Raw genomic sequence first — 25863 nt, 5'->3', positions numbered from 1 at the left:
TTCGGACATAGCTTAGCTTACACTATTAGAAGTTATGTAATGATTTTAGGATTGGGATAAACTTATTTTAGTATTGTTCAACCTTCACAAATAAATCACCTTATTCATTGGTCTCTATAAGGCCCAACTTTTTATAAAGTGTGGTTACTTCTTTTCTATATTCATCTTTACTCTCCAATTTTATAATCTTACATTCTAATAGAGTTCCCTTTCTCCGCAACAGCCCATTTTCCCTTTACCACTTTTGCTTCCTTCAACAACCAGAACAATGTAATAGAATAAACAATGACAAGTGAAAAAGGAATGAGTAAATAAGCTTGATCCATCAAGCCGAAACCGATCAGTGAAGCAGCCACAACAGTGGCGACTGTTTGGAAAATATAGGCCTTGCTCTTGTAAATAGCCACATAGGGAAGGAAATGAGCCCCCGTTAAAACACCGATAATGAAGGGAATCCAATCCGGCTGCTGGTATGCAACAAGAACGATAATAGGTGCGAAAAAAATTTGGATTCCACCGACTAACCCGCCAATCGTTGAAAGGGGATTGTGTGTGGCGAGAAAATTGACATGAATGACCTTTGAAACCAAAATCCCAAGAGGCAAGACCAGACCTATGCCGAATAAATAAACCCAGACCATGATTTGTTGCGGTACAAGCAATCCTCCAACTCCCATCATCAGCCAGAAAATAACCCCTGCTATAAACATGGGATATCCTTTACCAGCTTCCGCTGATAGTTCCATCCTAAGCTCTTCAAAATTCAAATGAGAAACACTCTGCTTCATACCAAATAGCCCCCTATTAGGATTATGTCTTTAATTACTATACTAAATATAGTTTACAGAATGTTCATTTAAAAGGATTATTTTCCTTTTTATTCAATTACTTCTACAGCCACTACATCCCCAAATGCAATTGACACAGCACAACCATCTACAACTATCATCCTTACCTCCTTCCGAATTGAATCGAGATAATGGACATATCCTTTTTCTTCATATGTAAATCCATCATCCCACTTTGTTATTTTCACAGGATATGTATATTCCATGGCGTAGCAAATCCGATTCTCCATCTCCTGGATTTCGTATTCATCAAGCAACGGCTTCGGCTGCCGCAACTCATCCCTGGTTAGCTCTCTCAATAAGGCTCTATGCTCTGGCATAAAATGAGCAGGCATAAATTTCAGCTTTCCTCGATCACGTATTCTCATGCTGACCATCCTTTCGGGAGTGTTTAAAGCTATTATATCCCGAACAAACGTTCGTAAACTATACAAAATTTATTTATATTAAAAAAAACTGGCCAAAGCCAGTCTATACAATCACTTCATGGTATTTGAAATAAGTCGAGAGTTTGGAATCCACATGATCCTTCCATCCCTCTAATGGCACATTCAACTTCTTCAAAATTTTATAGGCATTAACCCATGCGCTCATTTCTGTCGTAATACGATAAGACCAGTCATTCAGCCATTTTTCATAGTCGAGTTCGCCATTGACAAAATCAATACAATGGCCAATCTCGTGAGCAAAAGCATATACATTTTCCAGTGTAGTCGATAATGGAATCGTTATGGACATGTTAGGATTAAAATTGATTTTCTTCTTAGAATCATAAATCACTTTGCAGTTCAACTTCTCCGCCTCTTCTACTAAAAGTAAAAAAGTGCCATACGTAACCATACATTTTCCCCTTTTATCTTTATAGTTTTTCTCTCTATTATATCGGTTATTTTAAAAATATATACACTTATTCAAAATATTCAGAAATAAACTATTTGCAGATAGGACATCTTTTGCTGGCATATTATGATAAAAGGGACTTAAAGTTGGAGGATGATTATATATGAAAATACATGTCGTAAGACCGGGAGACACTTTATGGGGCATTTCACAAGGCTATCAAACTGCCATAAACCAAATTATTTTAGTGAATGAAATGGATAACCCCAATGTTTTAGTGGTTGGACAGTCACTTGTAATCCCGGAAACTAAGCGGGAATATGTCGTCGGGCAGGGTGACAGCTTATGGGCGATTGCCTCCCGGTACGGGGTGACAGTTCAGGAGCTCGCAAGCTATAACAATATCTCGGACCCTTCGCTGATTTTTGTCGGCCAAATGCTGCAGATGCCATATATACTACATTCCATCAAGTCTGGCGAAACCATGTGGGCGATTGCCCAGCAATATGGGGTGACTGTGAACCAAATAGCAACGGCCAATAATATTTCTAATCCTGCAGTCATTTATCCTGGCGGCATTTTGAGGATTCCAGCACCTGCAAAGCCTGTCATTGAAGTGAATGCCTATATAACGAGGATGGATGATACAGGCAGAAGAAATGTTCTGTCACGTGGACACCTTTTCACCTACCTTGCTCCGTTTTCCTATAAGATGGGTGAAGATGGGTCACTCCTGAATCTACAGGATACAAATGTCCTTCAAGCGGCAAATATGACCAACACGTCACCATTGTTGACAATTACTAATGAAGCTGATGGCTCGTTCAGTTCAGACCGGGCAGCCGCCATCCTGCGGAATCCAGCCGTCCAGGATACATTGTTGAACAACATCCTGGCTAAAATGAACGAAAAAGGCTATACCGGATTGAATATCGATTTTGAATACGTCTATCCGGAGGACCGTGAAAACTATAATAACTTTTTAAGAAAATCCGTTGCCCGGTTGCATCCTCAAGGCTATACGGTCTCGACTGCACTGGCTCCAAAACAAAGAGCCGATCAGGAGGGACTGTTGTATGAAGCTCACGACTACGATGCGCACGGGGAAATTGTTGATTTTGTCGTAATCATGACATATGAATGGGGCTGGTCTGGAGGAAGGCCTTGGGCAATCGCGCCGATCAATGAAGTAAGGAAAGTGCTGGACTATGCCGTGACAGCCATTCCCCGTGATAAAATCCTCATGGGTGTGCCTTTATACGGAAGGGACTGGCGAATCCCATGGGTGCAAGGAACCTATGCTCGAACTGTAAGCCCAAAAGGAGCAGTAGAGCTTGCCGCGCAACAGGGCGTCAATATCCAATATAATGACACATACCAATCTCCATTTTTCCGCTACACCGATGCAGACGGACAGCAGCATGAAGTCTGGTTCGAAGACGCACGAAGTGTCCAGGCAAAGTACGATACAGTAAAAAATTATGGATTGCGTGGAGTCAGTTTCTGGACCCTCGGGCCATCGTTCCCGCAGTACTGGCCTGTGCTGCAAAATAATTTTAGAGTTAAGAAGTTATAGGTACAGAAAATCCTGCGATTAATTGAGTCGCAGGATTTTTAAATGCCATCAAATATAGACCTTGCGAGGAACCTGAACAAATAAAAAACCAGCCGGAACGGTAGAATGATCAATTCCGGAATCCAAAATAAGACATCAAAAACGAAGTCCCAAAAAGTATAGCTGCCCTCATGCTTCTTTTTCTTCCTTTTTTCTGACCTCTTTTCTACAAACATCTCCGGTTCCTCCTATTTATTGTTGCACTCTTCGCAAATAATCTTACCTTGATACTGGATAAAGGCTTTAATCTCCGTCATCCCCTTCGTTTCCGGGTACTTCATTTTCACAAAAATCTCTTCATTGGGTTGAATTTCTTTCTTGCATATCGAGCACTGTGGCGTGATTTTGAACATGACCCTTCACCTCGGTATTAAATACGTATTTTTAGCAAGAAAGTTTCACAAAATTGAAATCAGCTGGCAAGCTAACAGGTATTAGTTTCATTGCTACTGGTATTATATCTTCAACAACTGGTATTATATTTCTTCCAACTGGTATTAAATCCGGAACAACTGGAATTATTTTTCTTCCAGCTGGTATTAAATCCATGACAATTGAAAAAAACTTACATTCCCATTATTTTTTTTACCATCAAAAAACCTTTCAACATAAAAGTACTCCAACCGTTTATTTTCTCTTTAAGAGCAGAATCAACTTCTAGAATCGTCAAAACCCTGACCAAAATTGGCCAGGGTCCTGTCATTTTAATATATATCCTGCCTAATAAACACAGCAAACGAAACGATCAACGCGGCCAGTCCCCATACAGTCAAGACAACGAGTGAAAATCCGAGTGTCATTCCTTCAATGGGTGGTGCCTGGCCGGACAGGTAGCCTGTCAGATTTAGATTGATCATGAACAAGTATTTTGCTTGCTCCCAGGAGGAGACCATATTGCTGAGGATGGCTCCGGAAATCAGCGCAGCTAGCATGACGCCCATTCCTGCTGGTGTATTGCGTATTAGAACTGAAAGCATGAATGTGATGGTTCCGACAATCAGTGCCACAAACCACACTAGGCTGAATTCCATCAACAGATACTGCCACTGGGGAATCATCTGGACTGCATTCGTATTAAGTTCATTTCCTTCGACATTGAATCCCGTTATAACAGGAGCGCCCCAGCCTTGATAGCCAAAAATCAGCCCGGATATCAAATACGACAGCACTCCAAACAACATGACAATGATCGATACGGATAAAATCAGAGTGATGTATTTGCTCATCAGGATTTTCCAGCGCTTCACCGGCCTTGTCAGCAATAATTTTACCGTCCCGGCACTTCGTTCTGAAGACACAATGTCGGCTGCCACCACCATGATCATCAATGGCAGGAACAAATTGATCGAATGCTCCGCGAAAACACGTACAAAACTAGGTGCACCCGGTTCCATCGGATTCACATTGTTATCAAGGTAATATTGCTGCTGCTGGATTCTAAGCTGAAGCTCGCTTTTCCACTCATCGGAAATACCGCTGCTCGTGATCCGATTTTGTGTATCGATGATTTGCTGCTGCAATGTCGTCCGCCAATCAACATCCCCAAAACGCTCAAGCCTTCTTTCTATTTCCCTGTATTGAGAGTATGTAAAAAGCGCCACAAGCACCGCGATGATCCCAGCCACTATAAGGATTCTTTTTTTGCGGACGATTTTCAGCATTTCATTCCTGACCAGGTTAATCAATCGATTCACCTCCAGTCAGTTCAAGGAAAAGATCTTCGAGTGCAGGCAATTTCCTATTCATTTCATTCACCTGGACACCCTTTTCCACCAGCATCCTATTCCAAATAGCACTTTCATTTTCTACATAAGGAGTAACCAAAGCTCCGTCTCCCCCATCCGAAACCGTCGTCACTCCACCCAGAATCTCTTTCGCAGTGTCACGCGGTTCTGCATGCCAGATGACCTTTTCCTGGAGTGCCAACAGATTTTCAACATAGTCCACTTTGATGACTGATCCTTTTGAAATGATCGCGACCCGATCACACATCAGCTGGATTTCGCTCAGCAGATGGCTTGATACCAGGACAGTCAATCCTTCTTCTTCAGCAAGATAACGGATAAAATTCCGCATCTCCCTGATTCCCATTGGATCCAATCCATTTGTAGGTTCATCCAGAATCAAGACTTTTGGTTTCCCCAGTAAAGCCTGAGCAATCCCAAGACGCTGACGCATTCCAAGGGAATACGTACTAACACGATCATGAATACGTTCCTCTAATCGCACGAGTTCCACCACATATTTCATATGCGCCCGGTCAACTTCAGGCAGCATCCTTGCAAAGTGTTCAAGATTCTCCCAGCCAGTCAGATAGGAATACAACTCTGGATTTTCAACGATACAACCCATTTGTGACATCGCTTTCGTAAAATCCTTCCTGACATTGTAACCGCCGATTTCGATTGTTCCTGCACTTGGTTTGATCAGGCCGACCAGCATCCTGATTGTCGTTGTTTTACCTGCTCCGTTCGGACCAAGAAAGCCAAAAACTTCGCCTCTTTTCAAATCAAAATCGATGCCTTTGATGATCTCTTTTTTGCCAATCGTCTTTTTAAGCCCTTTTACAGACAGCGTAATCTCACTCATCCTTCTCCCCCCTTACCATGTAATCAATGAAGCGACCCGTTCCGCGATCAGCCTGTAGCCTTCAGCGTTAGGGTGGAATTTATCTGTATACAAATAATCGTTGACACTTAGCTGGAATAAGTCGAACGTCGGCACATAAACCGCCTTTTCATTCTGGTCAAGCAGCTGATTCGCTTCATAATTCCAATCACGGACGATTTTAGTTGTCAGCTCGGAATCATTTAAGTCAATGAACGGATTATACAGGCCAATATGAAAAACAACCGCCGTATCATTCATAGTCCGCACTTCTTTTAAAATAGCTTCAAGGTTTTTTAAATAACTATCCTTTGCCTGAGCTATTTGCTGTTCATCCATTTTCAAGAATGTTTGTCCGCTCTGGAACAAATCATTGCCGCCAATCGTAATCAAGATGTAGTCAGCACTCTGGATCTTCCTCTGGATTTCCCCTTGCTTCAACTGATCCAACAGCTGATTCGAGCGGTATCCTTTAACCCCGAAGTTATGTATTGTGATTTTTTCTTTAGACTTCTCTTCAAGCTCATCAACCAGATAGCCGATATAGCCTTTTCCTGTATCATCCCCGGTTCCGCGAGTCAGCGAATCACCAAGAGCCACAACCACCTTGCCTTCTTTATCCTTATCTACTTCTACTGGCTCTTTCTCTTCAATTGCTCCAGATGTTCCTTTGCTGAAAAATTGATTTTGAATTGTCCATCCAAGACCAGATAGCATCAATATCAATGAAAGCACTGAAAATACCAGTGTTAATCTAACCGAATACTTTTTCACCTGACCACCCTCGTTCCACTAATTGGTAAGCTTTATTTTATAATAATTTCGAAGGGAATAAAAATGATAATACTGTGGCGATGTGCTGAATGTTGACTTTTGCCGCATTATACGCAAAAAAGCGCGCAGCTTTATATGCTGTACGCGCTTTTAGATAGCAAATGCATGTTTGCCGATTGTTTTAACGACATCTCTAGTGAAGATCCACTGGCTTGTCGCAGTCTCTGGATTATAGAAATAAAGACAATCAATTTTATTTTCATTTTCAAGGGCATCTTCAACTGCTTTGATTGCTTCTTCACCTGCCGGTTTATTGATCGCACCATTCTGGACCGGCTGGAATGCATTTCTTTGATAAATGACTTCTTTTACTGTATCAGGAAATTGTTCGTGCTCTACACGGTTCAGCACGACTTCGGCAACTGCAACTTTGCCTTCATAAGGCTCACCTTTTGCTTCCGCATGGACCAGGCGGGCAAGAAGCTTTACTTCTTCTTCTTTAATGAAGCGTTTGTCGGTAACTGAAGATTCCTTCGTATCAACATCCACTTTCTTAGTTTTCAATGTTTCCGCATCCTGATTGCTCTTCGTCGTTTCAGCATAAACTGTATATGAACCAATCACTAAAGTAAGTATGGCAACTAACATAATAATTTTTTTCATTGTAAACCTCCTGTTTTTGTTTATTAGACTGAACAGGCCCTATATTAGGCTAACAGGTTTACAATCTTATCACACTAGTTAATGACTGGGTTAATTTTAAACTTCATACCAACAAGGGTAAAAACTGTATTTATTATTACGAAATAAGGGTTAATCGTAACCTTTGTTACAAATTTAACATCAAATGTATCTCTTTTTATAAAGCAAAAATCAATTTCTTATCGAAAAAAGCTCACTCAAATTTCTAAGTGTGTGGATTCTTGCTGTCAGAATAAATAAGTCAGACTGATTATGCTCCACATAATCTTCAATGATTCGCATACCTTTCCGATACCGCTCTACAAGCAATAATGTATATTGTTCATCCCACTCAAACATATTGATTCTCTCAAGCTCATCAGCAAGCTGATTAAACTTATACTCCTCCACCCACATCTTGACTTGATACAGCTTATCATGGTTCAAAATTAATCCAGACTTACTTTTATAACATTTCTGGACGAAATCCGCAAAACCCTTGATATTTTCCGCCAGCAGGTTGGCTTTTTGCATATCGGCATTCACTCTCACCAACTCCTTCTCTACACAAATATGTTTCAGTGAGGAATTTTAAGACTTCAAAACAATATTTGGATATTTATGTTAAAATAAAGAAAACCACTAGGGGTCTTTCATTATGAAATTAGACTTTCACAAGAGAAAAATCCAACAGAAATACCGTGAAGAAGTTGGCAGGAAAGCTGAAAAAGATCGTTATTCATTATTGATCAATATAATTTCTCTTGTAGTTATCGTGATTTTTATTTTAAATCTGTACATTGACTGGTTATAAACGAAAGGAGAAATAAAATATGCTTTGGTTAGCATTGTTTTCCCCGTTAATTGTATTGATTCCTCTTGTTGTATATATGGATAGAAAAAAAGGTACAGGTGACCCAAAACTTGATTCTGAAAATCACCGAATTGAACAGGATCAGGCCATGCACGACAAGTCTTTCATTTTTCCGGGCGGAAATGGCCCATCTGATAGCCAATAAGTTTTGAGCAAGCAAAAAAGCATCGTAATCGATGCTTTTTCAGTCTATATATTCAGCCATTTTCTTAAGCAAGGCATCAGAATTCTCTGACGTTACAAAATCGCCATTGACCATTGCATATGGAGACATCCTGCATTCCTTGCACCTGCTCTGGCATTCAAATTCCTTATACTCTACATTTTTCCGGCTTAAGAATTCATTGTAGTCAGGATAATTCTCTTCCTGTAAAAACTGTTCCAAATTCCGCTGGCAGAATTCAATTTTTGCTTTCTTTTGTTTGGAAAAAAGCTTTTGGAACATATTCATTTATGAAACTTCCTTTACTGAAAAAGTCCGCTCTAAAAAGCGATCTAAAACCATGTTGCCAAAAGGAATGAACGCAACTGCAAACGCACTGACGGCCCATAAAAACGACCATCTGACCTTAGATGTCGTATATATAATCATAAGCACATATAGAACAAATAAGAAACCGTGCAAGGAACCTACGAGCCGAACAGCCTCGGGAAAACCAGCCCAATATTTAAGCGGCATCGCGATGAACACAAGCACCAACAAGGATCCACCTTCAAGCAAACCCATCATACGAAACCGGCTGATAGCTGTATTTTGCATACTTAACACCTACTTCCTAACCAAGAAATTATAACATTTTTTACGAGTGACTAAAAATACTAAATTCTAGGACGTAGCCAGCCGACTATAATAGAAAGCGGTGAATTAATATGATTGTCCATGAACGTGAACATGAATTTGTCATGGTGGCTCAGCATGACCATGCCAAGGTTTCACGGGATGCTGCAGAATGTTGGAGAGATGAATATTTTCTCGGAATAGACAAGAAAGATTCAGTTGTACTTGCTGTACGGGAACACGACAGGTGCTGGATTGAACCAGACGAGGAACCTTTATGGAATAAACAAACTCAGCAGCCCTACTCCTTTATGGATTACCCAGGAAGCCCGAAGCTAGCCTTTTATACAAAAGGAATCGAAGAAATCGTCCAAATGGATCCATACGCCGGCCTGCTCTGCAGCCTTCACTACGCTTCATTCCTGAAGGATGCAACAAGCACGATCGGGAAGAATTTTTGGGTCGCGGAAAAACAAAGACAGCAGAAGCTGCTGAAGGAATTAGGAATCGAAAAAGACGAGTTGTTGTCCTTCCATTTAAATCTATTAAAATTCTGCGACAATCTATCATTGTATATTTGTCTGAATGATCCAGGAACACCAAAATCGCAAGAGCATTATTTTTACCGAGAAGGCTTTCCACAGAAATTTTCGTTCGCTAATGACCAAACCATCCATGCAGAGTGGCTTGATCTACAAACAGTTTCTCTTTCAGTTTCACCCTTCATAAATAAACTCCTTGTCAGACTACCATATAAAGCTGTTGATAAGGAACTCATCAAAGAAATTGGATTGGCTGCAGCTTATCAAGATAGTCCAGTTTGTTGGAGAGAAGTTACATTTGTCTAAACATCCGCCCGGAGAACATCACCGTGCGGTTTTTTTATTACATCACCAAATCCATCTGTCAGCAGATTTTTAAACAAATGTAATCAAATCACACACTAAATGAAATCTAACTATGGGATAATGACTACTTCACTATAAAGATGGAATAGGTTTTGGTGGTGGTAAAATGGCAGTAAGAAGAAGAAAAGTGAGATGGCCAAGAGTATTTGTGGCCCTGATGGTAATTGGGATCTTTGTGGTTGGTCTGGTTACCATATTTCAGTACATAGAAGGAACTTATAAAGCAATAAATCAACCATTTAAAAAAGCAGAAGCAGATACGTTTCAAGGAGAGAAGGATACTACAGAGGAAGTGAATGTTCTGTTACTGGGGAGCGACTCACGCGGGGAACAAGGAGCACGAACGGATACAATAATGGTTGCACATTACAACCCTCAATCTAACAATGTAAAACTAGTTTCATTTATGCGGGATATGTACGTCTCCATCCCTGATCACGGAAAGCAAAAATTAAATGCGGCATACTCCATTGGTGGAACCGAATTACTGAGGAAAACGATAAAGTTGAATTTCGGGTTAGACATCCATCATTATGCCATCGTTGATTTTAAAGGCTTCGAAAAAGCAGTCGACATTCTTGTTCCCGAAGGCATAGAAGTAGACATACCTTATGAAATGTCCGATGGAATAGGTATGACTTTGGAAAAAGGAACCCACAAGCTGCATGGAAAGGAACTACTAGGATACGTCCGCTTCCGCCAGGACCGGTTAAGCGATTTCGGACGAGTCCAGCGACAGCAAGAAGTGATTTCCAAATTAAAAGACGAAGCCGTAAGTCTTAACAGCGTCACCAAGCTACCAGAAATGCTGGATCTTTTACATACTCACATTGATACGAATATCGACTCCCCTACCCTTTTAGCCATCGGAAAAGACGTATTGACTAATCAAGGCGGAGAAATGCAAACCATACGGATTCCGGAAGATGGCAGCTTTAAGAATGAATCTTATGAAGGGATTGGTGAGGTGTTGGAAGTGGATTTGGATCAGAATATGGATGCTCTTGAAGATTTTTTGGAAAGTGATTTAAATTAGTTTTCCATTGAAAAATGCCTTGCTCCGTGGCGGGAGCAAGGCATTTAATTAGTCTATTAAATCCAAAGTCTAAAACAAAACCTATTTAAATGATACAACCCTAACATTGCATTTCCACTAATCCATTTTTTTAATTTCTTTCACTTTGGCTCTTCCTGGCTTTGACCCGATTATACTGCCGTCTATCGTTGCTCGGATTTTATCACCAAGTTGGAACTCTTCAATAGAAACTCCTTCTAGTTCGGTAAAATCAAATATAAATGAATTCATGTCCATCTGCTTTATTTCATCTTTCATCCATTCATATTCAAGCTTGTTTAATTCTTCCACTATTAACAGAGTGTTGTTTTTCCGTTCGAGCACATAGCCTTGAACGATTACTTCTGGTTTTTCCGGTTGTATCTTCTCAGATTCCTCAATGATGTACTTTGCAATCTTTGTAAACTTCACTCCGTCCGGGCTCTCGTCACAATCCTTCCAGTTAATTTCCTTGTTTGCTCCATTGATATACACCTTTAAATTGTACTCAATGGCGTTAGGTCGATCACATCGTGCACCGATCTCTTTTTCATCCAAATAATTTGCAAATACTAGCCTTTTATACAGCTCTTGCTTCACATTTTCCGTCATATAAAACGGTTCAGTCTTACCATTTTCTTTTTTGATCTCTCCGGATTTCGTATTGATTTCGCTCTCTAAGTTCTCTCCATACTTTAGTTCGATTTCAAACAGATCCTGTTGACTCATGTTGTATTCAATTTTTAAAATCTCATCCATCTCGTATGGCAAATCCTTGCAATCGGTGGCTATGTAAGAGGTATTCGTAGGATTCACTTCTTCAATCAATTGGCCACATCGAATCGTTCGTATTTCTCCACTACCATATGCATCACGGGAAGAATCATTCTTCACCTCAAGAGATTCGCCATCGTATTTCAAATCCTTTACAATTGGATCCCCTTCAATCGTGTAGAAGACGATACGTAAATCAGATTGCACACCACTCTTCATATCTTCATAGAAACGCTGCATCCTTTCTATCCCTTCAATGCCTCCGTGTGTATTCAAAACATCAACATCATCCACACCTTTTACATTAGGTTTACCTGGTGATCGAGATTCTCCATTGCCATTTTCGGTAACTTGCGTATTACAGGAAGCTAGCAAAAGCATTAAAATAAAATAATAAAGCAATTTTATCATGCTTTTCATTTGACCCTCACATCCATTCAATAATTTCGCCTACTTTGGAAAAAAAAATCGCATCCTTTAATAAATAGACGTATGTATGGAGAAAACGTCACAATATTGGTTTACAGTAATCACGATTCGTATTTCTATGTCTTACTTGAAAGAACTACTTATGCAAACAAATAAATTTCATCTTCTCTGACTACCCCATTTATACAGACTATACAAACAGCTCAAAAAAATAATTTAAATATTCATTATTTTCTTAATTGTGTTAAATTATATATATCAATTGGTTAGGGGGTAAACCATGAAAAGAAATAAGTTAGTTGTTGTAGGAGTAGGCCATGTTGGTTCTTATGTTCTGGCAGATGCCATGAAATTAGGACTTTTTGCAGAAATAGCTGTCATTGATACAGATAAAGATGTTGCTTACGGCGAAGCTCTTGATCAAGAACATGCAACCGCTCTAACATATATGTCAAATACAACGGTACATGCTGGAGATTATTCCGAATGTATGGATGCAGATGTGATTATCTGTGCTGCTGGTCCCAGCATGATAAAAAGTGATGAAGATGCGATGCCGGACAGGGCACAATTAGCTGTAGTCAATTCTGAGGTAATTCGTGAAGTTATGACTGGAATTACTAAATATACGAAAGATGCAATCATTATTCTAATAACAAATCCGTTAGATACCATGGTGTACATAGCAGAAAATGAATTCGACTATCCGAAGGGACGCATATTCGGAACAGGAACTATGCTCGATTCTGCACGACTTCGTAAAATAATTGCTTCTAATTATGACATTGATCCAAAAAGTGTAACAGGTTATATGATGGGCGAACACGGGCATACAGCTTTCCCAGTATTAAGCCGCTTAAGTTTGCAAGGATTTGGTGAAAAAGAATTGGACAAAGTTCTTCAAGGGAAAGAACCATTAAGTCGGGACGGTTTGAAAAAACAAGTTGTAAAGGCAGCCTTTGATGTTTTAAATGGAAAAGGGTGGACAAACGCAGGTGTTGCCCAAGCTGCTATTACACTAGCAAAGGCGGTTATGCTGGATGAACGCAGTGTTTATCCGGTATCCACAACATTACACGGACAATATGGATATGATAGAGATGTTGCATTAAGTATGCCATGTATCATCGGGAGAAATGGCGTAGAAAAACAATTAGAAATTGCTCTCGACCCCCAAGAACTTGAATGGCTGCATCAATCAGCGGAATATATTAAAGAAACGATGAGAGTTGCAAAGACAGGCAGAAATCAAAATTCTAAAATTCAAGGTTGAAGATTACACTTTAGACGAACAAGAGTTGTATTGTTCGTCTTTTTATTTTAATTCGTTTTTCCCTCGGCATGGCAACAATAAAAAAAGAAGCTTCCCTTTAGGTTGCTCACCTTATGAGAAGCTTCAGGTAAAATACATGAAATCAACTAATCAAGAAACATCCAAAGTGATATTCCAAGCTGTTTTGAAGTTTGATAGCATCTGCATTAAAGAGCCTGATCATCAACTGTATTCAAATATGCTTCAATCTCATCAATCACAGATTTCACACATCCATCTTCAAATGGAGAAATTAAGTTCGCTTCTTTGACAAGCTCTGTGAATGATTGGCTTCCACCTTGCTTACATAGGTGCAGGTAATCTTTCCACGCATCCTCTGTATTTTCCTGCGTACGTTTCCAGAATTGCAACGCACAAATTTGAGCTAGTGTGTAATCAATATAGTAGAAAGGAACCTTGTAAATATGTCCCTGCTGCTGCCAGAAACCACCGTTTTCTAGGAAGTCATTCCCTTCATAATCGCGGTGTGGCAGATACTTCTTCTCGATTTCTCTCCAAGCTAGCTTGCGCTCAGTTGGAGTTGCTTCCGGGTTGGCATACACAAAATGCTGGAATTCATCGACTGCTACACCATAAGGAATGAACAAGACCGCTTCACTTAAATGAGAGAACTTGTACTTATCCGTATCTTCCTCGAAGAAAAGATCCATCCAAGGCCAAGCAAAGAATTCCATACTCATCGAGTGGATTTCACACGCTTCTAGTGTAGGGAACCCGTACTCAGGTACTTCAAACACACGACTTTCAAATACTTGGAACGCATGTCCTACTTCATGCTTTAATACACGAACATCGCCTTTTGTTCCATTAAAGTTTGCGAAAATGTATGGTGACTTATGTTTACTAATATAGGTGCAGTATCCACCACCAGCCTTACCTGCTTTACTTAATAGGTCCATTAGGTTGTTTTCTACCATATAAGTGTAAAACTCATTCGTTTCAGGAGACATTTCCTCGTACATTTTCTTCGCTTGATCGACAATCCACTCCGCATCTCCTTTAGGATCAGGATTTCCTGTCTTAAAGCTGAAGCTGTCATCGTAATATTTAAACGTTTCAACACCAATACGTTCCTGCTGCCTTTGTTTTAGCTTCGTAGCTAAAGGAACGATGTACTCCTTCACCTGGTCACGGAACTTTGCTACCATTTCAGCATCATAATCAGTGCGAGAAAGCCGAGCATATGCTAACTCTGTAAAAGAAGAGAATCCTAGCTTCTTAGCAATACTAGTACGTATTTTTACTAGCTTATCGTATAAATCATCTAATTGATCCGCATGCTCAACGAAAAAGTTGTACTTCGCTTCATTGGATTCCTTCCTAATGGTACGGTCAGGAGATTGTTGATAAGGAACTAACTGAGCAAGATTTTTTACATCTCCATCAAACGGGATTTTAGCTGAAGCAAGTAAATCAACATACTCACTAACTAGTTTGTTTTCTTCCTGCATGTCTTTCAACACATCAGGAGAGAACGTCTTTAATTGACTGTCAGCTAATAAGAATAGCTGTTTGCCCCACTTTTCTTCTAACTGAGAGCGGAATTTAGAACCTGTAAGTGCCTCGTAATATTTTGTGATAAGACCCTTGTAGGCTGGTCCCACTTCATTGAAAAAATCCTTCTCTTTCTTATAGAACTCATCCGTAGTATCAATCGTCTGACGGACTTGAACAATCTGCCTCATGCTTTCAAACTCAGAGCGCAACTCATTGATCTCTTTCATTACCCGGTCCTGAACCTCAAAAGACTCAGCAGATTCGAACCTCTCTAGCAATTGAATAAAGTTCCCCTCCACCTCTTCAATATTTGGTCTTGTATATGGATAATCGTTAAACTGCATGGGAAAGAATCCTCCTTATGTAGTGAAAAATTTCGTGTAAAGAAACTATTTCGACAAAGTGGGACAATCTCCTTTTAATTTCAGGAAAAAGATTCGTTATTCGAAATATAAATTTTAAATGTGGTTCTAAAGGAGACTTTCAATTCTCATTTCTAATTAGAAAATCTTAATCTAAATCTTTTTCTGATTAGATTGTTCCTTTGCTAATTGAATCCCTGAGGTAAAAAACTTTAGTGAGTGACCTGTCCCCACCCAGTAAATATACTATCTAGACACACAAAAAAACGCCCAGCATTCTGAGCGTTACTAAGTTATGTATTTTTGCGGGGATTTTAATATATTACCGAAACCGCCAATAACCATCCAGCATTTCAAAGAAGTGACTTTTATTGGTAACGATCAGGTTCACTAAAAAAGGAGTCTCCCCTTTATCTTTTAATACTTTAGCAGCCGGGCCATCTCCAATTGGTGTAAAAAACAATAAATTAGTTCCGTCCAATTTTAAACTTCTGCAACGGGCATTGAGTTCCGTATCAATATATTCTTCCCCCGGTTTAAGGCCAAACAATTTACTCCAAATTTCTAGTGTTTTATCCAAATTATCTACGACAAATCCAACACTTTCTAATTTTGGCTGGCCAAATATGTGTGATCTTATGACTCTTTGTTCCTCTAATTCCGAATACCTTTCTTCATCTGATTTTTCCCATTGTATAAAGAACGGTAAAGAAATCTTGTTTTCCGCGTATTCAGGGAATAACAATGACCACCTGATGACTTGACCATCAGCACGAACTCTCTCCCCAAGTAACGGCCCATATACTGTAAGTCCTTCTGCCTTAAGTTTTATTGCTAGTTCTTCTATTTGATTTGTTCGGACCGCTACTTTCGCAGGACCTTCCCGATTTTCTTTTGCTAACTGTTCAACGATTTGCGTAATCAATCGATTTTCAACATGTGGTTCAGCTATTGATAGATTATCAATTCCTAAAAACTCAATATAACTTAAGCCAAAATAAGTTAGGGTATTATATGTTCCCCATGACTCATGACGGCCACCCTTCACAACATGAAGTCCCCTTTCGTTTAAGGGAGAAATTGCTTTCTCTGGTTGCTTTAAGAACCAAACAAGGTGATCAAAGAAAAATTGCATTATTGCACCCCTTTATCAGAATAAAATAAAACATTAGCAATATTTTATGAATTCCTTCTATTATACTATAAAGAAACAGAGGGACGTACCTTTTGCTTCCAAATAGAAGAGGTACTTTACCTTTCCAAGTAACCTTGGATCAAGGATTCTTTACACAAAAAAACCGCCCAGAATTCTGAGCGGTTACTAATTTATGTATTATGGCGGGACTGCGTGGGAATCGAACCCACCTGACCTGGCACGCAGGTCACAAGCGGTTTTGAAGACCGTGGGGGGGTCTTGCACTTCCTTTTAAATCAAGCTTTTGAGCTGGATATTCACTAGTCTTCCTTGAGACCAGTACAAACTTTATCAGAGCCTTACAGTCTCAATGTTAAGGGCTTCCCTTGAGAACGTCAATGAATAGAAAGAAAAAAACTCCAACCTTTAAAGAAGAATTTGGAGCTTTCCTGTTAATGAATTTCTATCTCCAGCTCCCCTTGGATAGGTTGAGGGAGGTTTTTTGCATAAATGGTATATTGACAAGTAATAACTCGATTACTCCCTTTTGACGGAAAAAATATTCTAATGTCTTCCTCAAAGGCTTTCGTACTTTGTTTATGTTTAAGGTCTCCAATTGTTTCACTAATTAGGTAATAATCATCGACATCTACCACTTCTGGGTAATGTATTGAGGAAACAACAGGAAGGACAAAATCCATTCCAGAAGTAGGTTCCCTTGGAATCTCCTTAAAAACTACAATTCCTTCTTTCGGAATTTTAAATTCAATTGATACGTCCTCCAAGTATTTTTCTCCATCATTCCTTAATATAAGATTAACTTTTTCTGATAGCTTTTCACCAACAAGGTATAAATCAGCATCATGGTAGGTCTCTTCAATTTCATTAAGATTTTTTTCTAAAGTTTCTGTATCCCTTTCCTTGTAAGGAATTGGTTCAAATGGAGTACGGAAACGAGTGGCTAATCCGAAACGCTCAATATGACTTAATCCCATTTTCTTGTTGAATTTTCTCTCCTCAAGAATTTCCTCTATTTCCTTTCTTGCTATTTGGGAAGGAAATTCAAAATCTCTTGGAGGTTTAACACTCAACTTTTTATCTAAATTCGTATTAAACCCGACAGCAATTTTTCCATGAAATTGATACTTTGATCGAAATGCAAGAATTTCATCCAAGTCTCTTCTTGTCATTTTTTCTTGCTGGCTTCCCTTTCTCACGAAACAATCTCCTTTTTGCAGTCCGTTGAAGTCTTTCTTCATCATATAGGGAGGGTTGTTGCAATTATCAATTTCAAAGACTCCTACCAAGTTTCCGTCAACTTCTAAAGGATAATAAGAAAAGTCTATGCTCGGCTCAACATTCTCCCTTAAAACTTGCTGATATGTTGCTTGGTCAACAAATTCGTCTCTTGGAATCGGAAAGTATTCCTTTTTTCCGTCTGGTAAATCCTTTACTCCTGTAATGATATACCTTTTGCCTTCTCTTGTTGCATTTGCCATTGCCATAATATCTTTAATTAAATCCTTGTACTTTTCTTTTCTATATTGCTCTCTTTTGAAGTCCAGCAATGTTCCTTCTCGTTCATACTTAATGATTGACTCAAGTTCGCTCAAGAGTTTCTCCTCCCAGTTCTATTTTTAACTATTAATAATCTTCTCAGCGTTTTCTTTATTTTACTGAGCTGGATTTTCTGCATAACTATTATTTATAGTAAAGTAAACCCTTTCTAAAACTATTCACTTTTATGAAATTATCAGAGTCACTTTTTAATATTTCTTGAGGAGATAATTTATTAGGTATTGTTACTCTTATACCTTCCCCTTTTTCTAAAAAAGCTTCTTTACCAACATCTAAAATACTGGTCATAAAACGTTCTAACATAAGAATGAAAGTTGCTTTTTTGTCATAGCTCACAAAATTTGTTTGCTTTGCCCAGATTAACCTTTCTCCACTCTCCATCCGTGTTAGGTGTTCAATAACTTCCCCATGTGCTTCAATTTTAAAGTCTTCATTAGGTCTTCCAAGTGTAAATCCATTTTGCGAAGGTGAAACAGCCAGTCCATGTTTGAAAGAATTATAATCATAAGTTTCTAATAGCTCTCTGGCTGAGAATGTCAGCCATTCCTTATAACCCTCAATAAATTCTTCCGTTATTTCCCCATCTGGCTTTGTTAAACCCGTAAAAACATACAGGATTGTTTCGTCCTCGCCAATTCTATTATTAAGATGATTAAATTTCCCCTCACTAATTTTTTTTAACTCTTCCTTGTATTTAGATATTGAAAGCTTTGCAATTTCTAACCAAGGACAACCCGACAATTTTGCATGAGCAATAAACAACCTTATAAAAGTCTCTAAACAGTGGAAATAAGTCATTGCCAACTCAACTTTGGCAAATTTGGTCATATTTTCAGTTTCAATCTCACCTTTTTCAAGTTCAATTTTTAATTTATCAATTTCAATTTGTTGCTTCATGAGATTTTCTACATGTTTTTCAGTGTTAGTAATAACTGATAGTAGATTGATAACTTTCAAACCATAATAATCATTTAAAAAGCCTTCATAAAATTCTTTATTAAGCTCAGAGAATTGTTCTGGAGCGAGCTTATAGTCTGGATCTCTCAGTTTGTTATATGATTGTTTCTTTTTACCTTTCATTGAAGAACCTCCATGAATTTATTATGTTGGCTGTCTTCCTTCAATAATATACCATTTCTTTAATTTAAAAGATAAAAAAAAGAGCTAACTCTTAACGAGCCAGCTCATATTCCAATCCTCAAATATTCTTGAATGTCCGTCTCCCTAACATTGACTTTTATGAGACCTGGGGACGGTTCTTGCGTCTCATTCCAGAGTCGAAATACTCTATAATAGAGTAAATCCATATGATAAAAAGTCTTATCCACCACAGGTTAAAGGTTCAAAATCTATACAAGTACAATCTTCGCAACAGCTTCACAATACGCGTGGTGAAAACAAATAAGTGTCGGTGAGTTTACTTTACATTAACTATTAAATTCTGCCTTAATTATCGCTATGAGGGCTTTATTTTTCTATTTTGATAAGGACCTTCCACTATCAATTTCAAATACAAAAAAAACGCCCAGCATTCTGAGCGGTTACTAAGTTATGTATTTTGGCGGGACTGCGTGGGAATCGAACCCACCTGACCTGGCACGCAGGTCACAAGCGGTTTTGAAGACCGTGGGGGACACCAGTACCCCATTCAGCCCCGTTTTGAAGAACAAGGTCTATTATACTTAGAAGCTGGCTATTTTACAAGAGTGTTACTCAAATTGTCACAAGACTTGTCTTCCCTAGTTGGCTGGTACTATAATAAGAAAAGATATTAGAAATGCGTGGGTGAAGGGTTATGTATCAGCTAGAAGGTTGGTTTTTATTATTTATTTTGTTTTGGGTCGTTGTATTGGTAGGTTTATTCGCGATTGGCGGATTCTTTATGTTCCGCAAGTTCTTGAAAAAGCTGCCTAAGAACGACGGCAAATCAGATATGGACTGGGAAGAGTATTATGTGAATCAAACGCGACATTTGTGGCCGGATGACCAGAAGGCATTGCTTGAGGATTTGGTCAGTCCAGTTCCTGAATTGTTCAGGGATGTGGCGAGACACAAGATCGCAGGCAAAATTGGTGAGATTGCACTTAATGAAAAGGCGGAAAAGATTACTCAGGAGCTTGTCATTCGCGGCTATATTCTTGCCACACCGAAACGTGATCATAAGTTTTTACGAAAGCGGCTTGCTGAAAAACAAATCAGCACCGCACCATATGAGAGCTTGTTCTAAAACTGCCTTGTGTTAAGGCAGTTTTTTTCATTACTTAGCGACTGCCTTTTTCCGCTTTTTAAAAAGCTTGAATACATCATCATTTTTCGTGAGGATGATGACCTTATCCTTGTAGGGCTTCATCAGCTTGATTGCCTCTACCAGGTTATTTCCGTCATACTGATGGTTCCATCTTAGCAAGTCGATCAGCGTCTTCACATTCTCTTTTCGTGGAGAAGAAACCAGTTTAACCTTTCTAAGTACGAACCTCTTTACAATTCTCCAGTCACGCACATAGACATTCGTCTTTAGAATGAAAATATAATCTGACTGGCTGAAACTCTCTTCCAGCCAGCTATGATACACCCCTTCAATAATCCACTTTTCCTGACCGAGCACCTTATTCAGCTTTTCCGCCCTTTTTACTGGAGGGGTTTGCGAACCGTAATACTCGGATTCATGATCCCAAAAGAAGTTGTCCAATTCATGCTTGGGCAGTCCAAGCATTTTTGAAAGTTTTCCTGCTATGTAAGATTTTCCGCTTCCGGGTCCGCCAATAATATGTATTTTCGTCACTGTCTTCCACCCTGTTAATTATTCTTTATCGAGATCATTGTCAAAAACTGATGGTGCCCGCTCTTCCTTAATCCCCAGATGGTTTTTGATTTTAGCCAAATCTTTGAGGATGATTCTTGTATTCAGCCAAGCTCCGACTGCCGCGACAAAGGCAACAACCAGGATGACGATTAACCAAATATTGATTACTACCAAACTACTCACCTCTGAAGCAATTTTACCACATTCTAACAGGCATTCGAGATAAAAAAATGATAGAATTCCTTAGGGAGGTTATTTTTATGATGGAAGTTGTCTTTTGGATTATCTTATATTTGTTGTTAATGATTATTTTTGTGAGGGCTATTTATAGTGTCATTAAGAAAAAACAGGTCCCGCTGGCCATGATTGCGATACTGGTCATTATTTCAGTGCCAATGGTCAGTCTGATGAATAGTATCGACAGACCGTTGGAGATGAGTGAATTCGAATTTCTAGCGAGGGAATTGAAGAAAGGCGCGCTATGGGCGATTTTCACAATTGCAGGGTATCTCTACCTACTTGTTTGGTTCATTCTTTCTTTAAAAAAATAACGAGTTTCAGATGCTGAAACTCGTTACTCATTTCCTAAATCTTCTCCGTCTAAAATATTCACCGTTCCGCATTGCCTTTGCTTCTACCACATTTCCAACTATTAATAAAACGACTCCAATTGCGATCAAACTAAACATTAGCGCTGGAGAAATGGTCGCAATATATCCCATTCCCTTCATGAACATTGGAACAAGGAAAACGGCAAGGCCCGCGGTTTTAAGTAAAATGGCATAAACCTTCAATGACATCCCTACTCCTCCTGACTGAATCGAGTGGTTTTATCATTGTATTCAAGCAGGCTTGTCTGAATTCACAAAAAATTCAATATTTTCATTTCGGTAAAATAGTATGATTAAGTAGATTAAAATCGGAAGGAAGATGCTTGTGGCTTTTAAGGAACGAACGGAACCTATTATTTTGTCAAAGCTTAGAATCTTGAACAAGAGACTTGATTTAGCAGATGAGGAAAAAAGGTATTTTTCATACCTCGATAAGGGATATAAAGGCGAATTGCAATTCGATGCCATGACGGAAAAACTGACAAGCAGCTGTTTGATCCTGAACGAATTGCTGCTCGAAGTTGAAAGAACAACCTTCCAAATCGATACTTTGATTATATTTGCCGGCACATTATATCTTTTTGAAATAAAGACTAACCAGGGAGATTACTTATACAAACAAGAAGGTCTAACTTCAATAACAACCGGAGTTTCGATCAAGAATCCACTCGATCAACTCAACCGCAGCAAACTGCTTTTTAAGAAACTATTAAATCAACTAGGCTACAACTTTAAAATACAAGGTTCAGTCGTTTTTATTAACCCCGAGTTTACCCTGTATCACGCACATCCAGACCTTCCATTCATATTCCCCACCCAGATCAAGCGACTCCTCGAAAACCTCAACAACCAGCCGGGAAAACCATCCGCCAATCAATACAAACTCGCAAACAAACTAGCCTCCCTTCATCAGATTGAGACATCCTACAATAAACTACCATCCTTTCACTACGACGAACTCAAGAAAGGTATTACCTGTAGTGAGTGTGAGTCGTTTTCAGTAGAGGCTAATCATAAGTATTTAGTTTGTAAGGATTGCGGGAGCAAAGAATTAGTAGAATCAGCAGTTATGAGGACGGTAGAGGAGTTTAGATTGTTATTTTCAGAACGTGCAATTACAACAAGTAATATTCAAGAATGGTGTGTGGTAATTCAAAATGATAAGCGAATTAGAAGAATTCTAGCAAATAATCTTACAGTCGAAGGCACTAGAAAGTGGACTAATTATAAATAGCAGAAACAAAAGATGATATTATCTGACGATTTTCCCAGTTCATGCCTTCTTTTTGTCCGATAGAGCCTTTCTATCAGACACTTTTGCCGTCCCATGCCTTCCGTTTGTCCGATAGAGCCCTTCTATTGGACACTTTTGCTGTTCCATGCCTTCCGTTTGTCCGATAGAGCCTTTCTATCGGACACTTTTGCTGTTCCATCCCTTCTGTTTGTCCGATAGAGCCTTTCTATCGGACACTTTTGCTGTTCCATCCCTTCTGTTTGTCCGATAGAGCCCTTCTATTGGACACTTTTGCCATTACACGCCTTACGTTTGTCCGATAAAGCTTCTCCGCTCTATTACAAAGGTTCATACAAAAAAAATAGCAACCGGCCCCACCTTCGCCGGTTGCTGTGATAGCCACACTTGCTATCCTGCCTAGTATTTATTTTAAAAGACTAAAATAAAGTTCATTGCCTCATTATGTTAAGACTTTTTTAACTTTTGTTAAAGCAGATAGAAGTGGGCACATACCAATAAGAAATTAATGATGACTTTTTTAACCATCGCCAACACTCCTTAATTGTGAGTTCCCTTACATTTATACTTTAACACAGTATTGTAAAGATGGATTAAAAGAAATACGGCTATTTTGTAAACTTTTTACCGTATTTTCTATTAATATGTAGGTAAGTTAGAGTCTACCAGCTTCAATGCTGTAGCAAGATCCACATCCTCTTTCCAATGCAGTGGAGACCAGGGTATATAGATGTGAGGTTCAATCCCCACTCCTGTCATGCCACGTCCATGATCAATCCTGGACAAACGAGAGGTTGGGTACCACAATTCATAGCCCTCATCCCAACGCTGGATCGCCAGGTTGGCATAATCGTTCAACCCTGCCGTTGGTCTACCAATCACGGTAATCTTACTAGATTTCTTGCAAGCTTCAACAAACGAGTCCCCGGCACTGCCACAAAAAACATCCGTCATCACAATAATGGATTTTGGCTCAGACTTCCCTTTTACAAAAGTATCAGGAAAAAATTCACTAAAATCGAATTCAACAAAACCTTTACCTCTGTTTCGGTCCCACTCTCGCTGCCATGCTCTCACAAAGACTTTAGCCTGGTCGTCTTGAATCCCTTTCATCTGCTCTTTTATGCCTTCAAGCTGTCTCTGCGAATTAGCTTCAGTGCAATTAAAGAACATTTTTTCCTCTGGATCTGCCAAATCCACTCCTTCTTCCGGCATCAAATACGGCAAAAGGTTAAAATAACTTGCGTCACCTCCGCCATAATTCACTCTCACATCAATAATCCAGTTTTCCATAGACTCAAGGAGTTCTTTATGCTCATCAACCATCCGAATAATCGCATCCGGATCCGCAAAGTCGGTCATCGTCATTAACAGTGTCTTATCATTCAACACCTCTACGGAATATACTGGCTGATAGTCACTTTTTGGATAAAAACGAAACCGAACCTCCTGACCATCATCCGTTTCACCATACTCATACTGTGCAAGAATCTGCGCCCAGTTCTCCCGTTCGGCATGGCTCTCATTCAAAAGCCTCGCATGACGCTCCCTTAGCTCCGGAACGGACCATCCACCAATTGCTGTAAAAGCAGTTCCTTTTTCAAGACGCCCTTCAGAGCCAACCTCGGTGACATAAAGCTTGTCCTCATACCTTCTCACCTTAAAGCCTCTATCTTGTGAGGATTCCTTCTCGGAGTTCGGATCATAAAAATAAATGTGCTTGTCATTAAAATCACGTAAATACTCTTTTACAACACTGGCAAAGTTATCGTCTTCCAATTGACCTAGAAAATATTCCGGTCGGTCCCAGCCTTGCTTATCCTTCCATCCTGCGTAATCATGGTGCATAATATGGACAATTTCCTTAAAAATAGCTTCCATATTGCCCCTCCTGCCTACATTTAAAAACGCTTATGTGATAATCCTCTTCAGGAAAATCGCCTACATATTCGAAGCCATTTCCACTGTAAAAGTCTTTTAATTTCTTATTTCCTGCCCAGCAATCAAGATACAGTTCTTCTCCTAATCTTCGGGCATATTGGCATGCCCAGGATGTAATCTCAGAACCATATCCCTTGCCCTGAAGCTCCGGATGGATGGCTATTTGATAAAGATACTTTCCGCTTTTTCCTACATGCCAATCATTCAAATCTTTAATTCCGAATGTAGCAATAACATTCCCAGACACTGTTCCTACATGTAAAAACTCAAGCTGCTCCACCAGCCCTTGAGTATCCCAGGGGAATGTCCATTGATTAATCCCTTTATCAAGTAAAGCTAATGACGCGGCATTCAATATAGACAAAATCTCCTTAACATCCTCTTGCTTAGCTGGTCGAATTTCCATCTGGCTGTTATCCTCCCCGCTTCGTACCCGAAATCATCAAAACCAGCGGAATTCTCCTTCGCCGTTCGTACTCTTCCTTGCTGGAGAAGTTTTCCGCTCTTGGTGTGCCTTCTCTAAGATCATCCACCGCAAAGCCGGCTTGCAGCATGAGTTGGAAGTATTCTTCAATTGTCCGATGGTATTTGATTACCTTTTTTCCAATCCATGGCTCGGCCCGTTCGCCCTGGCTAAAATAATCATCTACAACCCAATCCGTTCTCCTGCCCGACCCTTCTGCACTTTTAGTGGAGGAGGTGAGTACCGGGTGCTGAACGCTGAATATAAACTTCCCGCCAGGCACCAGTGAGTCATGAACCTTTGTGAAAACGCCCGCTAAGTCCGCTAAATAATGGAGGGCAAAACGAGAAAGGACTAGATCGTATTGTTCTGGCTGCGGCTGCCATTCTTCCATTGAAGAGTGTATTACCTGGCCAGTAGTTCCTTGAAGGTTTTCCGCTGCAGCTAGAGTCATATTTTTCGAGCCTTCCAGCCCAAGATAAGAAGCTCCCCATTGTTGTAAAAGCTCAACCCCGATTTCCGCATCACCGCATCCTAAATCCAAAATCCTTTTACCAACCACATTCCCAATCATCTTTAGCAAAATCGGCTTTTCAATAATGTTGTTTGGACTTTCCGGCCGCTTTCTCCGCTTCGTATAATTATTGTAAAATTCCCCTTCGTCATAAACAGAAGCACCTCTGAACTCCATCCTATCCCCTCTACT

Annotated in this window: 32 protein-coding genes and 2 tRNA genes; 9 read left to right on the top strand and 25 right to left on the bottom strand. The window is 39.6% G+C overall.

All coding sequences use genetic code 11. The features are described from left to right. Window positions 1-188: 188 nt before the first annotated feature. From CD004_RS08875 to CD004_RS08865, 3 genes are all read right to left on the bottom strand, one after another. A complete protein-coding gene (locus CD004_RS08875; RefSeq protein WP_102262428.1) occupies window positions 189-788 on the bottom strand; it encodes a DUF7010 family protein in 600 nt (199 codons plus the stop codon). Between the two features lie 89 nt (window positions 789-877). Further along, window positions 878-1216, bottom strand: coding sequence for a YolD-like family protein (locus tag CD004_RS08870; RefSeq protein WP_102262427.1), 339 nt, complete (start codon window positions 1214-1216; stop codon window positions 878-880). A 103-nt stretch (window positions 1217-1319) separates the two neighbouring features. Then, complete coding sequence (locus tag CD004_RS08865) at window positions 1320-1688, bottom strand: hypothetical protein (RefSeq protein ID WP_102262426.1); 369 nt, start codon at window positions 1686-1688, stop codon at window positions 1320-1322. A gap of 163 nt (window positions 1689-1851) precedes the next feature. Here CD004_RS08865 and CD004_RS08860 point away from each other — a divergent pair, with 163 nt between their 5' ends. Further along, a complete protein-coding gene (locus CD004_RS08860; RefSeq protein WP_102262425.1) occupies window positions 1852-3264 on the top strand; it encodes a LysM peptidoglycan-binding domain-containing protein in 1413 nt (470 codons plus the stop codon). 38 nt (window positions 3265-3302) lie between these two features. On the opposite strand, the gene CD004_RS24040 is transcribed toward CD004_RS08860, so the two are convergent. The 7 genes from CD004_RS24040 to CD004_RS08830 all read right to left on the bottom strand — a co-directional run bounded on the left by CD004_RS24040 (window position 3303) and on the right by CD004_RS08830 (window position 7911). Continuing rightward, window positions 3303-3479, bottom strand: a complete 177-nt coding sequence (locus CD004_RS24040) for a hypothetical protein (RefSeq protein ID WP_170029961.1) — start codon at window positions 3477-3479, stop codon at window positions 3303-3305. 12 nt (window positions 3480-3491) lie between these two features. After that, window positions 3492-3656 (bottom strand): Fe3+ hydroxamate ABC transporter substrate-binding protein, encoded by a 165-nt coding sequence (locus tag CD004_RS08855; protein WP_102262424.1) that lies wholly within the window; start codon window positions 3654-3656, stop codon window positions 3492-3494. Between the two features lie 351 nt (window positions 3657-4007). Beyond that, window positions 4008-4988, bottom strand: a complete 981-nt coding sequence (locus tag CD004_RS08850; protein WP_102262423.1) for an ABC transporter permease subunit — start codon at window positions 4986-4988, stop codon at window positions 4008-4010. Then, on the bottom strand, window positions 4981-5892 hold the full coding sequence (locus CD004_RS08845) for an ABC transporter ATP-binding protein (protein WP_102262422.1): 912 nt from the start codon (window positions 5890-5892) through the stop codon (window positions 4981-4983). Before CD004_RS08845 ends, CD004_RS08850 begins: the two co-directional genes overlap by 8 nt. 12 nt (window positions 5893-5904) lie before the next feature. Continuing rightward, complete coding sequence (locus CD004_RS08840; protein WP_102262421.1) at window positions 5905-6684, bottom strand: SGNH/GDSL hydrolase family protein; 780 nt, start codon at window positions 6682-6684, stop codon at window positions 5905-5907. A 150-nt stretch (window positions 6685-6834) separates the two neighbouring features. After that, window positions 6835-7347 (bottom strand): cell wall hydrolase, encoded by a 513-nt coding sequence (locus CD004_RS08835; RefSeq protein ID WP_102262420.1) that lies wholly within the window; start codon window positions 7345-7347, stop codon window positions 6835-6837. Between the two features lie 210 nt (window positions 7348-7557). Further along, window positions 7558-7911, bottom strand: a complete 354-nt coding sequence (locus CD004_RS08830) for a hypothetical protein (RefSeq protein ID WP_102262419.1) — start codon at window positions 7909-7911, stop codon at window positions 7558-7560. Between the two features lie 112 nt (window positions 7912-8023). On the opposite strand from CD004_RS08830, the gene CD004_RS23740 reads away from it, so the two are divergent. Next, window positions 8024-8179, top strand: coding sequence for a hypothetical protein (locus CD004_RS23740; RefSeq protein WP_158651512.1), 156 nt, complete (start codon window positions 8024-8026; stop codon window positions 8177-8179). Window positions 8180-8198: 19 nt separating this feature from the next. Continuing rightward, on the top strand, window positions 8199-8384 hold the full coding sequence (locus CD004_RS08825) for a hypothetical protein (protein ID WP_102262418.1): 186 nt from the start codon (window positions 8199-8201) through the stop codon (window positions 8382-8384). Window positions 8385-8423: 39 nt separating this feature from the next. Here CD004_RS08825 and CD004_RS08820 read toward each other — a convergent pair whose 3' ends face one another. Together CD004_RS08820 and CD004_RS08815 are read right to left on the bottom strand one after the other, a co-directional pair. Next, window positions 8424-8690, bottom strand: coding sequence for a DUF1450 domain-containing protein (locus CD004_RS08820; protein WP_102262417.1), 267 nt, complete (start codon window positions 8688-8690; stop codon window positions 8424-8426). Then, window positions 8691-8999 carry a DUF3817 domain-containing protein gene (locus CD004_RS08815; RefSeq protein ID WP_102262416.1) on the bottom strand — a complete coding sequence of 103 codons (309 nt, stop codon included), beginning with the start codon at window positions 8997-8999 and terminating at the stop codon, window positions 8691-8693. Window positions 9000-9109: 110 nt separating this feature from the next. Here CD004_RS08815 and CD004_RS08810 point away from each other — a divergent pair, with 110 nt between their 5' ends. Then, the gene (locus CD004_RS08810) at window positions 9110-9865 is read left to right on the top strand and encodes a DUF3891 family protein (protein ID WP_102262415.1); all 756 of its coding nucleotides are present in this window, start codon (window positions 9110-9112) and stop codon (window positions 9863-9865) included. A 166-nt stretch (window positions 9866-10031) separates the two neighbouring features. Then, complete coding sequence (locus tag CD004_RS08805; protein ID WP_102262414.1) at window positions 10032-10961, top strand: LCP family protein; 930 nt, start codon at window positions 10032-10034, stop codon at window positions 10959-10961. Between the two features lie 117 nt (window positions 10962-11078). On the opposite strand, the gene CD004_RS08800 is transcribed toward CD004_RS08805, so the two are convergent. Further along, window positions 11079-12173 (bottom strand): DUF4362 domain-containing protein, encoded by a 1095-nt coding sequence (locus tag CD004_RS08800; protein ID WP_102262413.1) that lies wholly within the window; start codon window positions 12171-12173, stop codon window positions 11079-11081. A 289-nt stretch (window positions 12174-12462) separates the two neighbouring features. On the opposite strand from CD004_RS08800, the gene CD004_RS08795 reads away from it, so the two are divergent. Further along, window positions 12463-13455: an L-lactate dehydrogenase gene (locus CD004_RS08795; RefSeq protein ID WP_102262412.1), complete on the top strand. Its 993-nt coding sequence runs from the start codon at window positions 12463-12465 to the stop codon at window positions 13453-13455. A 206-nt stretch (window positions 13456-13661) separates the two neighbouring features. On the opposite strand, the gene CD004_RS08790 is transcribed toward CD004_RS08795, so the two are convergent. The 6 genes from CD004_RS08790 to CD004_RS23730 all read right to left on the bottom strand — a co-directional run bounded on the left by CD004_RS08790 (window position 13662) and on the right by CD004_RS23730 (window position 19743). Then, complete coding sequence (locus CD004_RS08790; RefSeq protein ID WP_102262411.1) at window positions 13662-15356, bottom strand: M3 family oligoendopeptidase; 1695 nt, start codon at window positions 15354-15356, stop codon at window positions 13662-13664. A 340-nt stretch (window positions 15357-15696) separates the two neighbouring features. Continuing rightward, window positions 15697-16509: a VOC family protein gene (locus CD004_RS08785; protein ID WP_102262410.1), complete on the bottom strand. Its 813-nt coding sequence runs from the start codon at window positions 16507-16509 to the stop codon at window positions 15697-15699. 201 nt (window positions 16510-16710) lie between these two features. Next, window positions 16711-16798 (bottom strand) — tRNA-Sec (locus CD004_RS23735). 163 nt (window positions 16799-16961) lie between these two features. Further along, window positions 16962-18122, bottom strand: coding sequence for an ATP-binding protein (locus CD004_RS08780; protein WP_102262409.1), 1161 nt, complete (start codon window positions 18120-18122; stop codon window positions 16962-16964). 88 nt (window positions 18123-18210) lie between these two features. Continuing rightward, window positions 18211-19167 carry a hypothetical protein gene (locus CD004_RS08775; protein ID WP_102262408.1) on the bottom strand — a complete coding sequence of 319 codons (957 nt, stop codon included), beginning with the start codon at window positions 19165-19167 and terminating at the stop codon, window positions 18211-18213. A gap of 479 nt (window positions 19168-19646) precedes the next feature. After that, window positions 19647-19743: transfer RNA gene (locus CD004_RS23730), tRNA-Sec, on the bottom strand. Window positions 19744-19882: 139 nt separating this feature from the next. Between CD004_RS23730 and CD004_RS08770 the strand changes: the two genes are divergently transcribed. Continuing rightward, window positions 19883-20314 carry a DUF2621 domain-containing protein gene (locus CD004_RS08770; protein ID WP_102262407.1) on the top strand — a complete coding sequence of 144 codons (432 nt, stop codon included), beginning with the start codon at window positions 19883-19885 and terminating at the stop codon, window positions 20312-20314. Window positions 20315-20344: 30 nt separating this feature from the next. Here the strand turns inward: CD004_RS08770 and CD004_RS08765 are convergent, their stop codons facing one another. Both CD004_RS08765 and CD004_RS23725 read right to left on the bottom strand, forming a co-directional pair. Then, on the bottom strand, window positions 20345-20869 hold the full coding sequence (locus CD004_RS08765) for a P-loop NTPase family protein (RefSeq protein ID WP_102262406.1): 525 nt from the start codon (window positions 20867-20869) through the stop codon (window positions 20345-20347). A gap of 18 nt (window positions 20870-20887) precedes the next feature. Further along, a complete protein-coding gene (locus tag CD004_RS23725; protein WP_158651511.1) occupies window positions 20888-21064 on the bottom strand; it encodes a hypothetical protein in 177 nt (58 codons plus the stop codon). A gap of 86 nt (window positions 21065-21150) precedes the next feature. On the opposite strand from CD004_RS23725, the gene CD004_RS08760 reads away from it, so the two are divergent. After that, a complete protein-coding gene (locus CD004_RS08760; RefSeq protein WP_102262405.1) occupies window positions 21151-21441 on the top strand; it encodes a hypothetical protein in 291 nt (96 codons plus the stop codon). A 27-nt stretch (window positions 21442-21468) separates the two neighbouring features. Here the strand turns inward: CD004_RS08760 and CD004_RS08755 are convergent, their stop codons facing one another. Continuing rightward, on the bottom strand, window positions 21469-21690 hold the full coding sequence (locus tag CD004_RS08755; protein WP_102262404.1) for a hypothetical protein: 222 nt from the start codon (window positions 21688-21690) through the stop codon (window positions 21469-21471). Window positions 21691-21826: 136 nt separating this feature from the next. Between CD004_RS08755 and CD004_RS08750 the strand changes: the two genes are divergently transcribed. Beyond that, entirely contained in the window at window positions 21827-22735 is a 909-nt protein-coding gene (locus CD004_RS08750; RefSeq protein WP_233434968.1) for a nuclease-related domain-containing protein, read from the top strand. Window positions 22736-23392: 657 nt separating this feature from the next. On the opposite strand, the gene CD004_RS08745 is transcribed toward CD004_RS08750, so the two are convergent. From CD004_RS08745 to CD004_RS08735, 3 genes are read right to left on the bottom strand one after another with little or no spacing between them, the layout of a single operon-like run. After that, the gene (locus CD004_RS08745; RefSeq protein ID WP_102262402.1) at window positions 23393-24634 is read right to left on the bottom strand and encodes a S41 family peptidase; all 1242 of its coding nucleotides are present in this window, start codon (window positions 24632-24634) and stop codon (window positions 23393-23395) included. Then, window positions 24618-25100 (bottom strand): GNAT family N-acetyltransferase, encoded by a 483-nt coding sequence (locus CD004_RS08740; RefSeq protein WP_102262401.1) that lies wholly within the window; start codon window positions 25098-25100, stop codon window positions 24618-24620. The genes CD004_RS08745 and CD004_RS08740 overlap by 17 nt, the downstream gene beginning before the upstream one ends. A 7-nt stretch (window positions 25101-25107) precedes the next feature. Beyond that, entirely contained in the window at window positions 25108-25848 is a 741-nt protein-coding gene (locus tag CD004_RS08735; RefSeq protein ID WP_102262400.1) for a class I SAM-dependent methyltransferase, read from the bottom strand. Window positions 25849-25863 lie beyond the last annotated feature (15 nt).

The organism is Mesobacillus jeotgali (genome assembly GCF_002874535.1).
Taxonomy (GTDB): Bacteria; Bacillota; Bacilli; order Bacillales; family Cytobacillaceae; genus Mesobacillus; species Mesobacillus jeotgali.
This window is presented reverse-complemented; position numbering and strand designations above follow the sequence as displayed.